This is a genomic window from Micromonospora maritima (genome assembly GCF_902825405.1).
In the GTDB taxonomy this organism is placed as follows: domain Bacteria; phylum Actinomycetota; class Actinomycetes; order Mycobacteriales; family Micromonosporaceae; genus Micromonospora; species Micromonospora maritima.
In genome coordinates, this window is sequence record NZ_CADEAU010000012.1 from 18272 (window position 1) to 35317 (window position 17046).

A 17046-nucleotide genomic window follows, 5' to 3' on the forward strand; every position below is an offset into this window, starting at 1 on the left:
CAGACGCATGAGCCGCCAGCGACGCCGCGACACCGCACCCGAGATCTCGATTCGGCAGCTACTGCATGCCCAGGGGTATCGCTACCGAGTAGCCTGGCCGATTCCGGGTCTACGCCGGCGAACCGTCGACATAGCGTTCACTCGAGCACGAGTGGCCATCTTCATCGACGGGTGCTTCTGGCATTCGTGTCCCGAGCACAAGACCAGTCCGGCCGCTAACGGTGACTGGTGGTCGGCGAAACTCGAGACGAACCGTGTGCGCGACTCGGAGACTAATGCCCACCTCGAGGCATTGGGTTGGTCCGTCCTAAGAATCTGGGAGCATGAGCCTCCCGCCGACGCGGTCGCTCGCATCGCCGGACTGCTTGGCGAGCGTCGCGCAGCCTTTTCATCCTGAGGCATCAGCGAGGCTGCTTCAATCGTTCAACACTGATTCCTGCGGCGCCCCTAAGATCCGTTCGTCCAGGGCACCCGCAACGTGCCGTCCAATGGCCGCCGCGAGCTCGACAGGAACGGCGTTGCCTATCTGACGAGCAATTTGCAGCTTGCTGCCGCACCACCTGAACTGGTCATCGAACCCTTGCAGTCTAGCGGCCTCGTAGTGGGTCAGCGCCCTGTCCTCAGAAGGGTGCAGGTAGCGGCCCTTTTCCGGCTTGAAGAACTCCGTCCGAATGGTCACCGACGGCTGGTCCCACCTGAGGCGCCCCATGACGTCCATTGCGCCGGTCGTGTGCTTCAGCCAACAGGGCGACTTGAGGTGATCAGGAAGGTTGAATCGGTTGCCACCAGCAGGGATGTGCTTGAACCGCTCCAGAGAAATGTCCTCGTAGCGACGCGTGATATGCAGCTCATGACTGAGGAAGGGCCCACGCATCGACCTGTTGAAATGAGTTACGGAACGGGCCGGCAGGCTCTGTTGATCTCCGGGTACGTAGTGCCGCACGCCATCTAGAGCCTGTCTGACAGTCTTCCAATGCTCTCGACTCAACTCTGGACTCGGGATCTCGATGGGCTCCAGCCCCCGGTGCGTGCCGATGACGATAGCCCGGCGCCTAACTTGCGACGAACCAAAGGCAGCAGCCACAACGACGCCTTCTCTGAGTTCGTAGTCGCGAAGCGCCCCGGTCCCTACGACGGCCTTCATCTGCTGGTACTGGTGACTGTCAAGGAACCTGTCGACGTTCTCGATCACGAAGGCCAACGGCTTGATCATGCCGAGTGCGCGCCAGTACTCGCGCCAAAGCTCATTGCGGGGGTCGTCGTCGAGTCGCTTGCCCAAGTTAGAGAAGCCCTGGCAGGGAGGGCCACCCACGACCACGTCCGCCTTCGGAACTTGCCCTCCATCCAGCCACTCGGCGATGTCACCATGATGGATATGCTCGGAGCCGAAATTCTCGGCGTAGGTGGCAGCTGCAGCCAGATCGATCTCGACTGCGCCAACAGGCTTGAATCGCCCGGTCTTCCGAAGGCCCTCCGTAAGCCCTCCACATCCGGCGAAGAGGTCCACGACGCGGAAGATCTTCGGCATGGCTGTACCCTAGCCGGCCGTAACGTTCCTAGCCAACGCGGCTTGCCAGACGACTCGCGATCTTAGACAACAGCGCAGGCAGTCAGGGCGCCCTTGCATCGATTTCCCCCTATGAAGCGGCTTCGCGGATGTCGGGTGCTCGTCGCGGCCAGCACCTACGGTGCCACCCGCCGACGCCCGCTCTCGATCTGGATGTACCGCGATGTCCGGCTCACCGGAGAGATTCGGCGAGCGCAGGCGGCCAACTACGGCGCCTACGGGGCCCGCAAGGTGCGGCTGACGCTCAACCGTAAACGCATTCCGGTGGCCCCGTGCACCGTCGAACGCCTGATGCGGCAACTGAGGCTCCGTGGGTTGGGGCCGGGCAAGAACCGAAGCACCACGATCAGCGAGAACACGACACGCGGCTGGCAGACCTGGTGCAACGCAAGTTCACCACCGACCCGCCGGTTGTGGGTCGCCGACTTCACCTACGTGCCCACCTGGTCCGGGATGGCCCACGTCGCGTTCGTCATCGCCGCCTGCTCCCGCCGTATCCTCGGCTGGTGGGCAACCACCAGCATGAAGATCAGCCTCGTCCTCGACGCCCTGGAGATGGCGATCTGCCGCCGGCTGCCACCGCACCAGCGACCTGACCGGGCTGGTGCACCACGCACCGATGCGACCGCCACGCTGAACTCAATCAGTGGATGCGACAACGGCTTGTTCGATCGCGGCTAGCTCTTCGTTGAGCACCTCGGCGAGCGTCTTCCACCCCAACTTGCTGTTGATGGGCGCCGACGGCTACGACTGGCCCGGACGCCGCGTCGGCGGGGTCTACGGCACCGGTGGCGGCGGCCAGACGGCCTGCGACTACAAGTTCCACCCATGCGGAGGGTGCGGCGGCGATGGGCATCGACTGGATGACTCGTGCCGAGCTGTCGCAGGCCATCCCCGGGCCTGCACCAGGTTCACCGGCGAACAGCTACCCGACTTCCTCACAAGGGGCACTTGCCGGCGGGCTGCATGAACCTTGATCAACCGTGGCCGGGCTACCCCGCGGACCAGTCCGGTTACCCATCACCAGTTCCCGCAGGTCCTCGACCGTCAGCCAGGGCGCGGAGCGGTGAATCATCCGATGGCAGTTGGAGCACAACAGGGCGAGGTCGGGCAAAGCGGTGTCGACCGGCCCTGTGACGTGCAAGGGAACCCTGTGGTGACACTCGATGTAGTCGTGCCCTCGTTCACCGTAGGTCCGGCTGAAGTCGAACCCGCACACCTCGCAGGCGATGGCAGCCCCATCCTTCTTCGCCTGTGCAATCTTCCTGGGCTTGAGCGAGGGGTCCCGCTCTCGCCTCAAGTGCGCCCTGAGGAACACACCGCCTTCCTTGCCCGCATAGCCTTCGAGGTCGACATCCGGTATCACCTCCGGCTCCCCGGGCCACTCCCGCAAGACCGTTGCGATCACCTCGGCTTTGGCCCGCATCTCGTCGGGCTGGTCGAGGAAGGCCTGTACGACTTTCTTGTCGAGGTGGTTGCCGTTCGTGTGCTTGCGTCCCGTGCGTGGAAGCCGCGATACCAAGTCGCCGGTCTTCCGCTCCACGCCGGCCGGGTTGCGAAAGCCCGGCGGGCGCATCTCCAACGGATGGATGGCTGTGCTCTGCAGCAGCCGGGACAGCTCAATGGCCCGACTGTCCTCCTGCGCCACAGTCCGCCACCTGTTTGCCTCCACCAAGGCACAGGCCAACACAATCTCGTCCCACGTCCAGTCCGCATCCAGGAACCGCACCGTAAACCCCAGGGCCCGCAGCAGCGCAGCAACCGTCCGCTCCGCGCCTAACAAGTCCTTCGACCGCCACGGCCCGTCACCGCTCACCCCATGGGCATGGCCGACGATGGCCTTGGAGTCGTAGAGTCGGCCTTCGATGTCAAGGAAGTAGTGCTTCGCCCGGCCGAAGCCAGCTGCCCTAAGGAACTCTCCTCGTCCAACCCTGTCGAACTCGGCGACCGCGGCGAGGACCGCCACTCGCGTCACATCGTTGTACGCCACGGCGCCGACGGTAGCCGCCGCCCGCACCCGTCGCGACGGTCTCCTCTCGCCAGACGGCAAACGGCGCCCTGCGGCAGATACATCCCGGTCGACCAAGGTGCGCCCATGCGCGGACGCGTAGGCCAAGAACACCCCGAGCTGGCAGTTCTCGGTCCGGCCGGCGGTCCCGGAGTACTGACGTTGGACGCAGGCGGACTTGGTTCCCTCAAGCCCGTCTCATCGATGATCAAACCGGCGTCAGGGGCGTCGAGATGCTCCGCGACGTAGTCGCGTAGGTCATCGCGGACCGCGTCGGCGTCCCACGCCGTCCTGTTGAGCAGGCGTTGCATGCCGTCAGGTGTGTTCTCCCCGGCCGCCTCGGCCAAAGTCCAGCCACTCTTACCGGCCAGCGGCGACAGCAGGCCCAGCACATACGCCCGGGCCCGCCGACGTGGCTCCACCCGCTGCGACGGCGGATCAACGGCACGGATTGAGCCGCCCTTGAACGGACGGGGAAGCTGCCGACGCTGGGTCGGTCGTACCCGCCCAGCAGAAGCCGTCCGGGTCGTGCCTGCGAGGCACGCAGGCCTTCGGCATCACAGGCGGGCGCACCGGGCGCGCCGCTGCTCCGACATCACCGAGCACCACACCCGCGAGGGCAAGCTCTACTGCGCCGTCGTCCTCGACACCTACTCCCGTCGGGTCGTCGGCTGGTCGATCGACGCCTCTCCAACCGCCGCACTGGTCACCAATCCCTTGGGCATGGCCATCGACAGCCGAGGGCCAGCAGATGGCACGATCATTCATTCGGACCAGGGGGTGCCCAGTTCGCCTCTTGGGCCTTCACCACACGCGCCCGCGACTCCGGACTGATGCCATCGATAGGCAGCGTCGGCGACTGTTACGACAACTCGATGATCGAGGCCTTCTGGTCGAGGATGCAGGTCGAGCTGCTCGACCGCCGGCGCTGGCACACGCGCATCGAACTCGCCAACGCGATCTTCGACTACCTCGAGATCTGGCACAATCGCCAACGCTGGCGTAGCAGCATCGGCATCCTCACCCCAATCGAGTTCGAGCGGGCGTCCATGGTGGCATGAGATCCACTAATCCGACTCCGGTCAACCCGGGGCAGGCCAGCCTTGTTGGCTTACCGGTCCACCACTCCTCGTACCTGACCCAGCACGTCGTCGAGCAGTCCGCGGAGGTTCCCGCCGCCGAGGACGAGCTGACGGTCCAGCAGCCGGTTGGCGGTCTCGCACGATGTCTCGCTGACGAGCGCGCATCCGTGGCAGGCGGACAGGTTCAGCTGGGATACGCCTTGCCGGTCGCTTTCAATGCATGCGGGGTCGTTCGAGCAGACGTCCGCGTCCCCGAGAGCCGCCAGTAACAGCGGAAGGATCCGATCGGGTTCGCCGAGGCGGACAAGACCGCCGAGTGTTCCCTGTGCGTCTCCGGCGGCCGTGTAGATGAGGATGCCAGCGGTGCGATCGGGGCGATCGGTGTTGGCGTAGATGCGTTCCTGGAGGGAGGCGGAGGAGTAGCCGCTGGCGAAGGCGAGTCGTCGGATCAGCAGGTGTGCGATGGTGTGCAGCGCTATGTATCGCGGCTCCGGGACGTCGAGTCGGTCCGCCCAGGGGCTGCTTTCTCGCCGATCGATCAGGAGCTTCGCTCGGGCCTGGATTTCGGGCCGGCTCTCCCATTCGGCGATGCGGGCCTCGTCGAAGCGGAGGAAGATTCCTTCACCGAACATCTCGACGGCGGGATAGACCGGCTTTCTCCCACGGTCTGGGCCGAGGTCCGCGCTGATGAAGTCGGCTTGGGCCGTGTGGCGTCTGAAGCCTTTGAGCGCGCGTACCTCGCGTACGCGCCGAACCTGGCCGACGGCGACCAGCCGGTCGGTGAGAGCCGGGGGCCATGCGCCGTCGGATGGGATCCTCCAGCCGTCAACAATGAAGTCGCCGCCGCTGTGGTCTCTTCCGTTGTCGAGCTTGTTCAGGAACGCGGCCCATTCGCCGTCCTTTAGCTCCAGGAGCGGGGCGTCGTCGGGCTCGTCGTCACCTGCGGCCAGTCGCAGCACGTCGTCCTTCGAGACGCCGAGCTCGTCGGCGATCCAGCCGGCCACCATGTCCGCCTGTGGGCCACCATTGTCCGCGACCACCCTCTCGAAGTAGACGTGGCTGCGGATCTCGTCCTTCTTGCCAATGAACTGCGGTACCTCCTCGGGTATATCGAGCGCCGAGAGCCGCTCCGCGATGTAGTTGCCGGTGGCGCCGCGCTGGACGGCCTTTAGGTGGTGCTCGCACGGGTCTCCGGTGTTCTCGTCCTCCCATGGTTGTTTGCCGTCGCATCGGAAGCCGTCGCGGTGTAACGAGTCCTTCCCTGTCAGGTCGGACAGGGCGCGGTCTCGTTTGCAGCCGTTGCAGACGACGCGAAGCGATGTCAGGCCTTCGCCGTGACGCGAAGAGCGAACGAACCGGAGTTCCTTGTACGCGCGGCAGTGCCGTACCGCCTCGGTCATGCCGGCGTCGTGCCCACGGTGCGCCCACTTGAACCAGTGGATGTCCTGCAGGTGGCTGCCCTGCTCGCAGATCGCGACGTACCGCATCGGTACGAGGGTGCCGCCGCAGTCACACTTGTTGGTCCAGCGGCCCTTGTTCTTGCCGGTAAGCATGGACAGCCTCGTGCAACGCTCGCAGAACCGCCATTCCGGGAACCGGAAGTACAGCAGACTCGCGGTCTCCTTGGCCGCTCGTCCGGCGTGTGCCGGTGGTTGCCGCAGGACACCCCCACGCAGTTTCGCCGAGAGTCGCTCGCAGCTGACCTCGGGAGCGCGTTTGCGATCCCACCAGGAGGTGTCCGGTGCGATCAGGGACTCCCCGCGCACGTCGACGATTGCTCCAACGCCGAAGGGGCTGATCGTCTCGGACAGCCGTAGGTCATGCACGATGGGTTCCATGCCGGGCCTCCTCCATCGGCTCGCGTACATGGACGGCGACGTTCGGTTCGACCGAGCGCATCGAGTCGGCGACCAGCCAGCCCTCGCCGCTCTGCTCGAACCGTTTGAGAAGGGCCCGCTCGTCCGCCTTGCCACGTTCGTATCGCAAACTCGTGCCTTCTTCTCGAGCGGATCTGGCGCGGCGGTCCCAATCACGCAGCAGCCGCCACAGCTCCTCTTCGGTCTCGTCGGCCTCGATGCGATCCGATCGGCTGACAAGAGAGACGAAGGCGTCGACCAGGTGTTCGACCGTGTGGCGCATGTCCTCGTCGTCGAGGTCGAGGCGAGACGCCCCGTCGTTGGCTGCCAGAGCCGTGATGGAGTGCCGTAGGAGCGCCACCAGGGCGCCACCTATGGACCGGGTGCGGGAGGCCAGCGACCAGGGTGTCACGCTCGTCGGTTCGACGTTGCGGTAGAGGGCTTCGTGGTAGCCGCGGAACGTCTCAAAATGCGATCGGTCGCGTGCCCGGTTCGACCGGAACAACGTGGTGACTATGCCGTTGTTGCGGCCGCGACCGACGCGGCTCGTGGCCTGGATGTATTCGGCGGTGGTCTTGGGCTGGCCGACCATCAGCATCAGCGCGAGGCGAGGAATGTCGATGCCTACCGACAACATGTTGGACGACAGCACGATGTCGACAGCCTGATCGGTCTTGTCGATGCTCTGCGCGAGTTCCCGCAGATCGTTGGGAAGCTCCTCCGGCCCCCGGCGACTGGTCAGTTCGAGGACGCGGTCGGCGCGCACCGGGCGGAACGGCAGCTTCAGACGGTCGGCGCGTGGTTCGAGTCGTCCGTTGACGTCGTCGACGACCAGGGTTCCCGTCCGGCCGAGCTCGCGCAGGCTGTTGTGATACATCACGGCGGTCCAATAGGAGTCGCGCGTCGCGCCCGTGTCCTGCTTCTGGGCGAGGACCTCCGGTATCTCGATCAGCGGAGCGGCCGTGGAGATGACGGCGGACACCTGAGACAGCGACTGCGGCATGAGGCCGACGTAGAGGCGCCCTTCACCGCTCTCGACCGGTTCGGAGAAGAAGGTCTGATCCCCGTCGAGGCCGGCCGGGGGGTAGAGGGCGACGTCACGCCCGTACAGTCCCTGGACCTGTTCCTGTGATGCGCGGATGGTCGCGGTCGATGCGATGATCTTTGGTGGCGTGCCGGATCTGCTCAGTAGCATCTGGATGACGGCGTCGAAGACGGCAACTGTGGTACCGAGCGGTCCGGACAGCAGGTGCAGCTCGTCCTGGATGATCATCGACGGTTGACGGAACGGTGTGTCCAGGCCGAGCAATGTTCCGGCGTTGGGCCGGAACTGCAGGCGTGCGAACTTGTCGACGGTGGCGAGCAGGATGGTGGGCGGTTCGTCGTAGAGGACCTCGTCGACGACGGCGACGGGGAGCTCGTCGTGGAACGGACAGCTTCCATCGGTGCAGTGGATGACGACGTCCTTGCCGACGAGCCGCATCCCGTACAGGGTCTTGTCCGCGGACTGTTTCCTTGGCACCAGCGCGGCGCCGCACCACGGGCAGCTCTCGACCTGGAAGCTGTTCGTCTCCTCCGGCCGTGCGGCCTTGTGCAATCGGTCGAGTGCAGCCTTCGCCTCGCTCCTCTTGCCCGGTGTCACCTCGTTACCCACCCACAGGCCGATGGAGAAGCGGGTCATGCCCTTGGCTCGACCGCGGTCACGGCGTAGCAGTTCCATCGCGCAGATCAGCGACGCCGCCCGTTGGAACTGCTGGGCGGTGAGCAGCCGCAAAGTGTAGCGGGTGATCACCGCGGTGCCGCCGCCTGCGACACCGTGCGCGAGCCGTCGACGGAAGATCTCAATTGCGGCCAGGCCCAGGTATGCCTCCGTCTTGCCTCCGCCGGTGGGGAACCAGATCAAGTCGACCAGTTCCCGGTCGTCGTGGGTTCCGTCCACGGTCGATGCCAGGGCCACCAGCAGGAAGCCGAGTTGGAACGGGCGCCACTGCGGCTCGCTCGGATCCCTGCCGTCACGCACCGCCGTCTGACGCATTTGTAGTCGCATGGCCGCCATGCCGAGCGAGAAGGCCGTTCTCAGCGTCTGCTGCCGATCGTCGCGGAGCAGGTCGACACCGGCTCGCATCCGGTGAAGAGCCGCGCGGGCGCGGTCGGTGATCGCTCGTGCGACGTGGGCGTCCGCGCCGAACGCGGTCGTGGAGTCCTCCTGCTGCTGGACCCATACCTCGAACGCGGCGACGAAGGCGTCGAGCGACGGTAGGACCTCGACGGGGTGTGTGTCGATGCGTGCGAGATGGTCGAGGCCCAGAGCCTCGGCCTCTGCGGTCCCCGCTGCGAACCCGGTCGTCGCGACCGCGGGCACCACGAACGCGGGCACGGGCTCGAGGCGGACCGCCGTACAGGCGTTCCCGGACAGGTCCCAGTCGGCGGCCATGCCGTGTCCGACGGCGTAAACCTTCTTGTCCCTGAACCGCAGCCGTAGCTCCGCCGCCTCACTGTCCAGGTCGACCGCGGTCGACCCCCGATACTCCAGGATCCGACCGTCGACTGCGGGTTCGACCCTGAGCGCCACCTGGAACAGCATCGACTCGATGTCGAGCCGGTCATTCCCGGTGGACTGCTTGCGTATCCGGGCGTGCACCGTCACCAGATGGGCGTCGCCGTACCGGCGCCACCGCGATCCGACCTCGATCGGGACCTCGCCCGCCTGAAGCTCGTGCAGTGGTCTGTGAGGGCCGAGTTCGATCGCGTCGAGCCGGAACGGCCTGCGCTGCCAACGCGGGGGCCCGTCACCGGTGACAGGCTGATAGGTGCCACCGGACAGATCACAGGTCACTGCGGGCCGGTCGGTGACGAAGGAGATCGCGACGGAGGAGGGCCGCCAATCCTCGGCGAGCGGCACACCGGCGCCGTCCTCCTCCACGTCTCCGGCGGGCACGTCCGATTCGACCGGCGCGCCCGGCTGCGGCTGGTCCGCGGCCGGCACCGCCGAGGCGATCGGGAACAGCATCCCAACGGCGTACTGCCGGTCGGGCAGATTGGTGAGGATCTCCTCCTCACCGGAGTCCGGACCGACGTACGCGTTGCGTAGGTGCGTCAGTGCCGCCTCTTGTGCCTTGGTCAGAGTCACTTCTTCACCAACCGCTGTCGGACCAATTCTTGGAGGCGCCGCCTGTCGTCCTTGGTCACCAATATGTTCAGCGAGACACGCGCCCGGGTCACCGCCACGTAGAAGGCGGCGGTGCCCGCATCGTCGAAGGACTCGGGCAGGTCGCACAGCACGACGCTCTCCGCCTCGAGGCCCTTGGCGTACCGCGGGCTCGTCAGAGTGAAGCCCTGCGGCGTCACGGTCGGCGCGGCCGTGGAATCGGCCTCGATGATCCAGATGTCCTTGCGTCGGACACCGTCGGCCACCAGCTGTTCCGCCACAATCTCGGCGGCGGCGACATCGGCCGCACCGTCAGAGGTGTGCCACCGGACCTTCTCGCCGTGGACGATACCGGGATCGCCGATATCCGCGCCGAGGTACTCCTGAACCATGTGCACGATCGCCTGCGTGTTCCGGACGTTGAGTTCGAGGTCGACCGAGAGGGCCTCGGACGCGACGAGCTCGAACACGTCGTCGTCGAAGCCGCCGTCGACGTGCGACTGGTTGTTCGAGTCGAGGAACATCCGCCAACGGCCGCGGTCGCGTCCGCCGACTACGACCGCGTCGAGCCGGTCCATCATTTCGGCATCCATCAGATCCTGTGCCTCGTCGACGAAGACGACGTCGTACACCTGGTCGGACGTCAGCTGCGTGAATGGCAGGACCGCGATGTCACGGCCGGCGACGTGCGGCGCGAAGAATTGCAGCAGCTCCGGCGAGTGGAAGGTGATCAACACGGATCGGCCCTCACCGGACTCCTGCTTCGCGGCCTCGACCAGCACCAGGGATTTACCCGTGCCGGCACCACCGAACACCATGACCCGAGGGTTGCGCGCCAACGCGGCCAGCACCCGTGCCTGACCGATGGTGGCACGGTTTTGCTCCTCGATGACCGCACCGCGCTGCGCGTCGATCACCGGCATCCGCGTGAACTCGCCGAACAAACGCGTCCGCAGATCAGCGGCGCGGGCGATCCGTTGGCCAGCGGGTGGTCTGCGGGCGGCATCCGTGATCGTGTCGAGAGCCTGAGTCAACCCCTCGACCGTCATGTCGTCCTTGGCCAACCAATGACTCGGCTGCCACCCCACAGAATGTGGGGGGGTCTCGATGTCCGGGGTGATGACAACGGCCTCGTGCGCGAACCAACCGACACCCTCCTCCCGCAGAATGTCGCGCAGGGCGTACATCGCCGACTGCGCCTGCTCCATCGGCGAGCTCGACAGCTTGTGCCAGTCGTTGCGGCGGTCGACGCTGTACCAGATGCCCTCGTGCCTCCTGACCCCACCGCCCTTGACCTCGACGACGATCAGGCATTTCTTCCACAGCACGACGAAGTCCGCCTCGGCCTGCTGCTTGTAGGCATGCGAACGCAGCTTCACCGAGTAGAAGGCGACCGCGTCCAGATCACCGGTCACCTCTCGTAGAAGCCGCGCCACCCGACGTTCGGCGTCGCTCTCGGCGTTCTTGAGAATGTCGGTCAGGTCGGGGACGAGGATCACGGCTGATGCTCCTGCCAGAGATTCTCGTACTCGCGGTATCCGAGCATCTTGGTGAGATCACCGAAGTTGTCTGCCATGTCCACGATGAGGCACTCTTCCTTCCCGCCGTTTTTCGGTCCCCGCAGACCTCGCCCGGCCATCTGGATGTAGGCGTTCGGACTGAACGTCGGACGCGCGATGTACAGCGCTCGGACCCCGGGGGCGTCGAAGCCCTGAATCAGAAGGTCGCAGTTGGCGAGGACTCTGATCTGACCGTTCTTGAACCTCTCGATGATGTCGCGGCGCTCCTGCCTGCCCGTCTGCCCGCTGACGGCCGCAGCGGTGACGTCGCGATACCGAAGGGTCGCCGCTAGCACCTGCGCTGAGAGGACGTTCGGAGTGAACACCAGTACCGGCCAGTCCGGGTCCAGGCCCAGAATATGGTCGACGAGTACCGACATGCGGGCCTGGTCTCGGCCGATACGATCCATGACGGACTGCTTGAGCCTGCGCAGGCTCGTGGCGTCCTTGCGCTCGTCCGGCTGCAGATCGACGTGGATGCCCGGCAGTACCCGGTGTCGAACCCGCGCCAGCACACCGAGTTCGGCGAGCCTGCGGTAGGCGTTGTCCTGCTCGAACGCCTCGAGTTTGCGGCCACCGAAACGACTCACGAGCGCCTTGGTGGCGGACTCGGAGGCGCCCTTGAACGGTGTCGCGGAGAGTCCGACCAACGGGCGTTCCCAGCCACGGCCGGCCACGCCCAGCCAGTTCAAAATCCGGGTGTACCGCTCGGATCCACCGGCCCGGTGCCCCTCGTCAATGATCACGGCGGAGGCCTGCCTCAGCCAGTCGTAGTCGGGGTCACGGATAACGCCGACGTCGAGTTCGGCGTCGGTGGCGACGATGAAGCTGAACTCCGTGTCCGGCTCATGAACGTCGTTGCCCTCCCAGAGGCGTCCAATGGTCAGTGGACGCTCGTCCCCCAGGCCCCGCCACACCAGGCTGGTCGTCTGCACCGCCTGCTCGCAGAGCTCCTGCGACTGCGCTATCCACAGAACGGGGCCCTGGAGGCGATCCTCCATGAACAGCCGCAGCACAGTCTCCGTCGCGACGCGCGTCTTTCCCGCCCCGGTCGGAAGTTCCACCATCGCCTTACGGTGACGACCGTTTGCATCGCGGAGCGTGACGACGTCGCGGAGCTGGGCGCTGATGTCCTTTTGAAATGGGTGCAGTTCATTGAGCCTCACCGCACCGGGGACGACGAACTCCTGCGGTTGGCGTTGATTCCGGCGTCCCGCGTACTCGGGACCGAACCCCATCTTGCGCAACCAGGCGATCGTGGTAGAACGACCTGCCCACTCGGTAGGAACGTCGGTGAAGCCCTCCTGTCGGAAGTTCGTCGCAAGCTGCCTGATGGAGTCCGAGCCGAAGACGGTCAAGAACAGCTCGGCGACCGAGGTTTGTTCGTGAATTAGTTCCTGAGCTTCGAGTGCCTGCCACAAGCCGGTCGGCAGCGCCTCCCGCAGGTCGTCCGGGCCGAAGTAGATGTCGAGCCGTTCGGCGTCGTCCCGGGCGGCCTTGGCACGCTGACGCTGCTCTTCGAGTTTATGATTGAGGCCGGTCTTGAGTACCTGCTCACGCTCAGCGCTGATCAAGCGTAGGTCGAAAGCGTCGTTGACGAACGAGAGCAGCCGCGGCTGATCGGCATCACTGCGAGCGGTGAGACTCAACCCGTCGAGATGCCAGTCCAGAGCTTGGTCCTCGACGCCGTCTTCCGTGGTCACCCGCTTAATGATCTGAACTGCTCGGGTCAGAGTCGCGTTCTCAACCTTCCTCGCCACGGTCGTTGTGCGCAGTCCGGTAAAGACGTCGACGATCGGCACCCTGTCCTGCTCGCCCTCGACCATGATCGAGAAGGCGAAGCTGTCCTCGAACCGACGACAGCCGACCACCTCCACCAGCTCCGCGGTCTGCTCGGGATGCGCGCGAAGGTAAGGGCGCTGACGCGAGGAGAGGAACGCCTCCTGCTCGTCGGAGGTCGCGAGGTACACCGCCGCTGGAGGCCTCGACTCGGTTCGACGCCCGATCTTGGCGGGGATCGCCGGGGCGTGCGCACCGGGATAGGCGATCCGTGACACGGCGAGGGTGAACTCGACGAGCACGTCGTCGGAGATGCCCGGCGGGAACAGCGGCTCGGCGAGCGCCTTCTTCAGCACAGGACCGGGCAGCGTGGCGAGTTCGTCCGGCAGCTCCAGCGTGTCGGCGACCTGTGAGGGTCCCCGGAACAGCGGAAGCAGTCTCTCGTAACGGACCAGTGACGGCGCGGCGACCTCACAGGGCGGCAGGAACCCACGAGTCGTGTTGACGAGTCCGGCCTCGTCGGCCGCCCATCGCACCGGCGAATGCACGGTGTAGGTGATGCCCGAGTCGATGTCCTCGCACGTCCAGGTGAGATCCCCAGCCTGCAGCAGCGCGGTGGTCCAGTGTGCACGTAGTTGGGCCGAGGCGCCGGCGTCTCGCAGGATGAACAGCATGGAGAACGGTCCCGGCCCGGCACCGTGAAGCAGTTCGACACGTTCGACCGGACGCTCACCCGGACCCTGTAACGCGTTGAGCTGCTCCAACAACCATCCGACGTAGTCGTCGAGGCGCGATTCATCCTCGACGGAATAGCTCCTCACCGGATCGCAGACGACGCCGAGAGCATGGGCCGCCTGTGGCAGACAGCGCTTGTGGTCCAACGCCTTGACGCCCGGCACGCAGGACACGTCGGCATCGACGTCAATCACCTGTCTCGCCCACGCCCAGCCTCCGTCACGCGTCGGTACCTTGACCGTGTCCGAGTGGCCTTCGAGGGTCTTCGCCGCGACGTTGACGGGCAGTGCGGTCACGGAATTCCAGAGTTCCGTGTATTCCCGATCGCCGGCCGTTGCAGGGAGCTGCGCGATACGAGCGTTGAGAATGGCCAGAGGGTCGAGGTCTCGGAACCCCGCCTGCCGCAGCAGTCCCTCGACGCCGGGCTGGGAGAGGAAGCCAGGAAGGACGAAAACGGACCGCTCGAATTCGACGCCCTCCTCTCTGCGCAGGAAGACCTCCGTGCTGTCGCTCAGTGCTCGCAGACCTCCGGTGGTCGGGATCACTTTGGCATTCTCGACGCCTTCGATGTTGCGCTGCTTGCACACGAACCTGAAGGCGTTGGCAGCCGACACCGGATCGGCACCCTCCGCCCACTCCCGCAGCCAGGACAGGATCCCACGCTTCGGCATGGCCGCCAACGTCCGCTTCATGTCGTTCTCGGTGGCGTCCAGCCGACTGCCGTGCGCGGCCGCGAACAATTGGCGCAGACGTGTGATCCGCTGCTGCAAGCTGTAGCACTTCCAGTGCGGAACGTCGGATCCAGTGTTCGGAGAGATGATCCATGCCTCGTGGACACTCTCGGGGACGCCGATCGTGAAGTCCAAGGGCTTCAAAGTCTCGGCCCGGGTTAAGCGTCCCGAGGCGTCAGGAACGAGCTCCCGTCCGATCGACTTGTGCGGGACCTGCCTGCAGAGGATCTCGTCACCGAACGAGAGTTCCTCCTGACCCCGTGCGGGCAGATAGTCGAGATGAGTAGCGGGATCCTCCGCCGTGCCCACGAGTGAGATCACCTGCACGAACATATCCGCAAGCGTTACGAGCATCTCGCGGTTGTAATCGTTCCGGAGCAACGTCGTTCGGTCGTCGTTCACGCTCCACGGCGCGTTGAAAAGGGCGGAGGCGGATGTCTTGTCATCCAGCGGGAAATAGGACCAGAACTCGCCAATCTGATACCTTTTGCCGCGCCTCTTTGGGACCGCGACGGTCACTTTGACCTCGGATCGCGAGACCGCCTCGCCGACCTGGCGTCGAGCTTCCGCGGACGGCGCATGCATCCGGTCCTCCACGAGCCATTCCTCGTACTCGCCACCGGAACGCTCAATCCTGAAAAGGCCATCACCGAGCTTTCGGGAGGTGTGAGTGGCCTCGAAATGATCGGCACCGATGATCCGGAGTCTCACCTCCCTCACGGCCCCGACAAAAAGAAGGAAGTGCGATGAGAACCCTGTGATCTCCCCACGAAGGCGACCAATGCTGGACACGTTCGGAAGTTTGACGATGGTCGCGGCCCACTCGGCCAGACCGGAGAGGACGGGATCCTGGCCGAACGCTGCCACCGCGTCGACCGTGGTGGCCGTGCGGAGCACCGGGTAACGCTTCGCCCCGGAGCCGACTCCAGTGAGGGAGGCGTGCGCCTCGGACGAGTTGAACTCGAACGATACGGAACGGCTGAAGACCTGCGGCGCAGTTGAAACCGCTAAGACGGACTTGAACCCTAGACCGAATCGCCCGATCTCATCCCCACGCTTACCACTCAGATGGGCATGCGTGATGGCGGTAAGCCCTCTCTTGGAGAACGGTCGTCCACCATTGGCACAATAGAGCGCACGACGCACCGTATCCAGGACGATCTCAACCCGGCCCGCATTCTCGTCCGAGTCGGCGTTCCCCGCCATGGCATCGGCGGCGTTCTGGATGAGTTCGAGAAGAGTCCGATTGGCGTATCCGCCGACTCGGATAGACTCCTCGTGATTGGCGTGCTCCGTGAGCAAGTCTGGCTTGACCCGGTAGGACTCGATAGTGCTGTCGAACAGGGTTTTGACTTCTTGCACAAGGGCGGGGTCAGGCGCCCAAAGCTGCTCCATCACGATGAACAAGCACTCCCCAGGCTGTGGTGCCACCTGCACGCACTCGAACCGGTGGTATCCGCGTTCAGGACCGCGCCAACGTGGCGACGGAGCCAACCGACCGAGTGAACACGCGGATCATCCCAGCAACCAAGGGCCCCACCTTCCCACAAGGCGTTCCTGGACCCTACCGGCAGGAGTCCTCCCGACGGGACCCCCAGTTGGTCAGCCGATCAGCCTGCATGAGGTGACCTTCTTGGGCTGTCAATAACCTCCGCAGTTGATATTGCAAGTTGGCAAGTCTTCCGCGCGGGGCCGCAGTTGCCGCCAGCGGCCATCTAGCCCAACCATGGCAACCGCCCTGCGCCCACCCGTAATACCCGCAGCAGCCTGACGGCCTCGGTGGGACGATGCGCTCGTGATCCACCTCAGCGGGGCGGGTGCCCGTCCGTCACCTCAACGGTTGGCGAGCGGTTCCTGGCGCGCATGCAGGTTTCGCTCGACGGGCCGGCCTCGCACAGGCTGGTGGTCGCCGACGTTGCCGGCGGCCACCAGTGCTCTGGGGCGAGACCATGAACGTCCACCCTCTGCTTGTTGTAGTTACTGCCCAGTCCGTCCGGCTTGTAGTTGCTCTCCACGTTGCCGGCGATGTCGATCGAAGACCAGTTGACGGTAGTGTCGCTGCTCACCGTGATGCTCTGCGCCCCCCAATGCCGGGGCGGTGGCCGGGCTGCGGGTGGTTTTGACCGTCATCGTGGTCAGGCGAGCCCCCGGTGAGCTTGAGCGGCGCGCAGCCGGAACAGTCGCCCATCCCCGCGGCGCGCAGCTGCGCCAACGCCTCGTCCGCCGATATCAACGGCACCTCCTGACGGATGCCGTTGGCCCAGACGACGGTGCGGGCCTGCTGGGGCGCTAGGGTGGCGTCGAGGCGGCCTCGACGCGGCCGGCCGACAAGCTTTCCTTGAAGGACCCGTTCGCCGGCTCTCAGTCGCCGAGTTGGCGAGTCAGCTCCCCCCGCCATGCTCACCGGCTCGGGCGGGGCATGGGGTCCGGTGATCCGCCGCTCGCCCCCGTGCCCCGGCCACCACGCCGTGTGCCCGATCAACCCGGTCAACGCCGGCACGAAGAACATCGACATCACGAACGCGGACAGCACGATCCCGATCGCCACCGCGAACCCCATCTGCTGGAGGAACGAGATCGG

12 protein-coding genes and 1 pseudogene are annotated in these 17046 nt (G+C 65.5%); 4 read left to right on the top strand and 9 right to left on the bottom strand.

What is annotated here, in order from left to right; genetic code table 11:
• The first annotated feature begins 7 nt into the window (after positions 1-7).
• The gene (locus tag HUW36_RS03305; protein ID WP_217428761.1) at positions 8-397 is read left to right on the top strand and encodes a very short patch repair endonuclease; all 390 of its coding nucleotides are present in this window, start codon (positions 8-10) and stop codon (positions 395-397) included.
• A gap of 18 nt (positions 398-415) precedes the next feature.
• On the opposite strand, the gene HUW36_RS03310 is transcribed toward HUW36_RS03305, so the two are convergent.
• Positions 416-1528, bottom strand: coding sequence for a DNA cytosine methyltransferase (locus tag HUW36_RS03310; protein ID WP_174526730.1), 1113 nt, complete (start codon positions 1526-1528; stop codon positions 416-418).
• A 135-nt stretch (positions 1529-1663) separates the two neighbouring features.
• Between HUW36_RS03310 and HUW36_RS03315 the strand changes: the two genes are divergently transcribed.
• A complete protein-coding gene (locus tag HUW36_RS03315; protein WP_174526731.1) occupies positions 1664-2248 on the top strand; it encodes an IS3 family transposase in 585 nt (194 codons plus the stop codon).
• 244 nt (positions 2249-2492) lie between these two features.
• Here HUW36_RS03315 and HUW36_RS34305 read toward each other — a convergent pair whose 3' ends face one another.
• Together HUW36_RS34305 and HUW36_RS03325 are read right to left on the bottom strand one after the other, a co-directional pair.
• Positions 2493-3557 (bottom strand): HNH endonuclease, encoded by a 1065-nt coding sequence (locus tag HUW36_RS34305; protein WP_246247840.1) that lies wholly within the window; start codon positions 3555-3557, stop codon positions 2493-2495.
• Between the two features lie 15 nt (positions 3558-3572).
• Positions 3573-4027 (bottom strand): annotated as a pseudogene (locus HUW36_RS03325) (IS701 family transposase); the annotation flags it as partial.
• Positions 4028-4103: 76 nt separating this feature from the next.
• On the opposite strand from HUW36_RS03325, the gene HUW36_RS35075 reads away from it, so the two are divergent.
• Both HUW36_RS35075 and HUW36_RS03335 read left to right on the top strand, forming a co-directional pair.
• Entirely contained in the window at positions 4104-4409 is a 306-nt protein-coding gene (locus tag HUW36_RS35075; protein ID WP_174526732.1) for a DDE-type integrase/transposase/recombinase, read from the top strand.
• A gap of 41 nt (positions 4410-4450) precedes the next feature.
• Positions 4451-4636, top strand: coding sequence for an IS3 family transposase (locus tag HUW36_RS03335; RefSeq protein ID WP_246247837.1), 186 nt, complete (start codon positions 4451-4453; stop codon positions 4634-4636).
• 50 nt (positions 4637-4686) lie between these two features.
• Here HUW36_RS03335 and drmB read toward each other — a convergent pair whose 3' ends face one another.
• The 6 genes from drmB to HUW36_RS34310 form a co-directional block, all read right to left on the bottom strand.
• Positions 4687-6495, bottom strand: coding sequence for a DUF1998 domain-containing protein (gene drmB, locus HUW36_RS03340; RefSeq protein ID WP_174526734.1), 1809 nt, complete (start codon positions 6493-6495; stop codon positions 4687-4689).
• A complete protein-coding gene (locus HUW36_RS03345) occupies positions 6476-9643 on the bottom strand; it encodes a helicase-related protein (protein WP_174526735.1) in 3168 nt (1055 codons plus the stop codon). Before HUW36_RS03345 ends, drmB begins: the two co-directional genes overlap by 20 nt.
• Positions 9640-11160, bottom strand: coding sequence for a nuclease-related domain-containing DEAD/DEAH box helicase (locus tag HUW36_RS03350; protein ID WP_174526736.1), 1521 nt, complete (start codon positions 11158-11160; stop codon positions 9640-9642). The genes HUW36_RS03345 and HUW36_RS03350 overlap by 4 nt, the downstream gene beginning before the upstream one ends.
• Entirely contained in the window at positions 11157-15863 is a 4707-nt protein-coding gene (locus HUW36_RS03355) for a DEAD/DEAH box helicase (RefSeq protein WP_174526739.1), read from the bottom strand. The genes HUW36_RS03350 and HUW36_RS03355 overlap by 4 nt, the downstream gene beginning before the upstream one ends.
• 407 nt (positions 15864-16270) lie before the next feature.
• Positions 16271-16531, bottom strand: coding sequence for a hypothetical protein (locus HUW36_RS03360; RefSeq protein WP_174526737.1), 261 nt, complete (start codon positions 16529-16531; stop codon positions 16271-16273).
• A partial coding sequence (locus HUW36_RS34310; protein WP_246247838.1) for an MMPL family transporter occupies positions 16528-17046 on the bottom strand: 519 nt, incomplete at its 5' end. The genes HUW36_RS03360 and HUW36_RS34310, both read right to left, overlap by 4 nt.

What these genes read in the sequence shown, in the direction of transcription:
- HUW36_RS03310 (WP_174526730.1), bottom strand. Translation starts at nt 1,528, where the DNA reads ATGCCGAAGATCTTCCGCGTCGTGGACCTCTTCGCCGGATGTGGAGGG.
- drmB (WP_174526734.1), bottom strand. Translation starts at nt 6,495, where the DNA reads ATGGAACCCATCGTGCATGACCTACGGCTGTCCGAGACGATCAGCCCC.
- HUW36_RS03305 (WP_217428761.1), top strand. Translation starts at nt 8, where the DNA reads ATGAGCCGCCAGCGACGCCGCGACACCGCACCCGAGATCTCGATTCGG.
- HUW36_RS03335 (WP_246247837.1), top strand. Translation starts at nt 4,451, where the DNA reads ATGATCGAGGCCTTCTGGTCGAGGATGCAGGTCGAGCTGCTCGACCGC.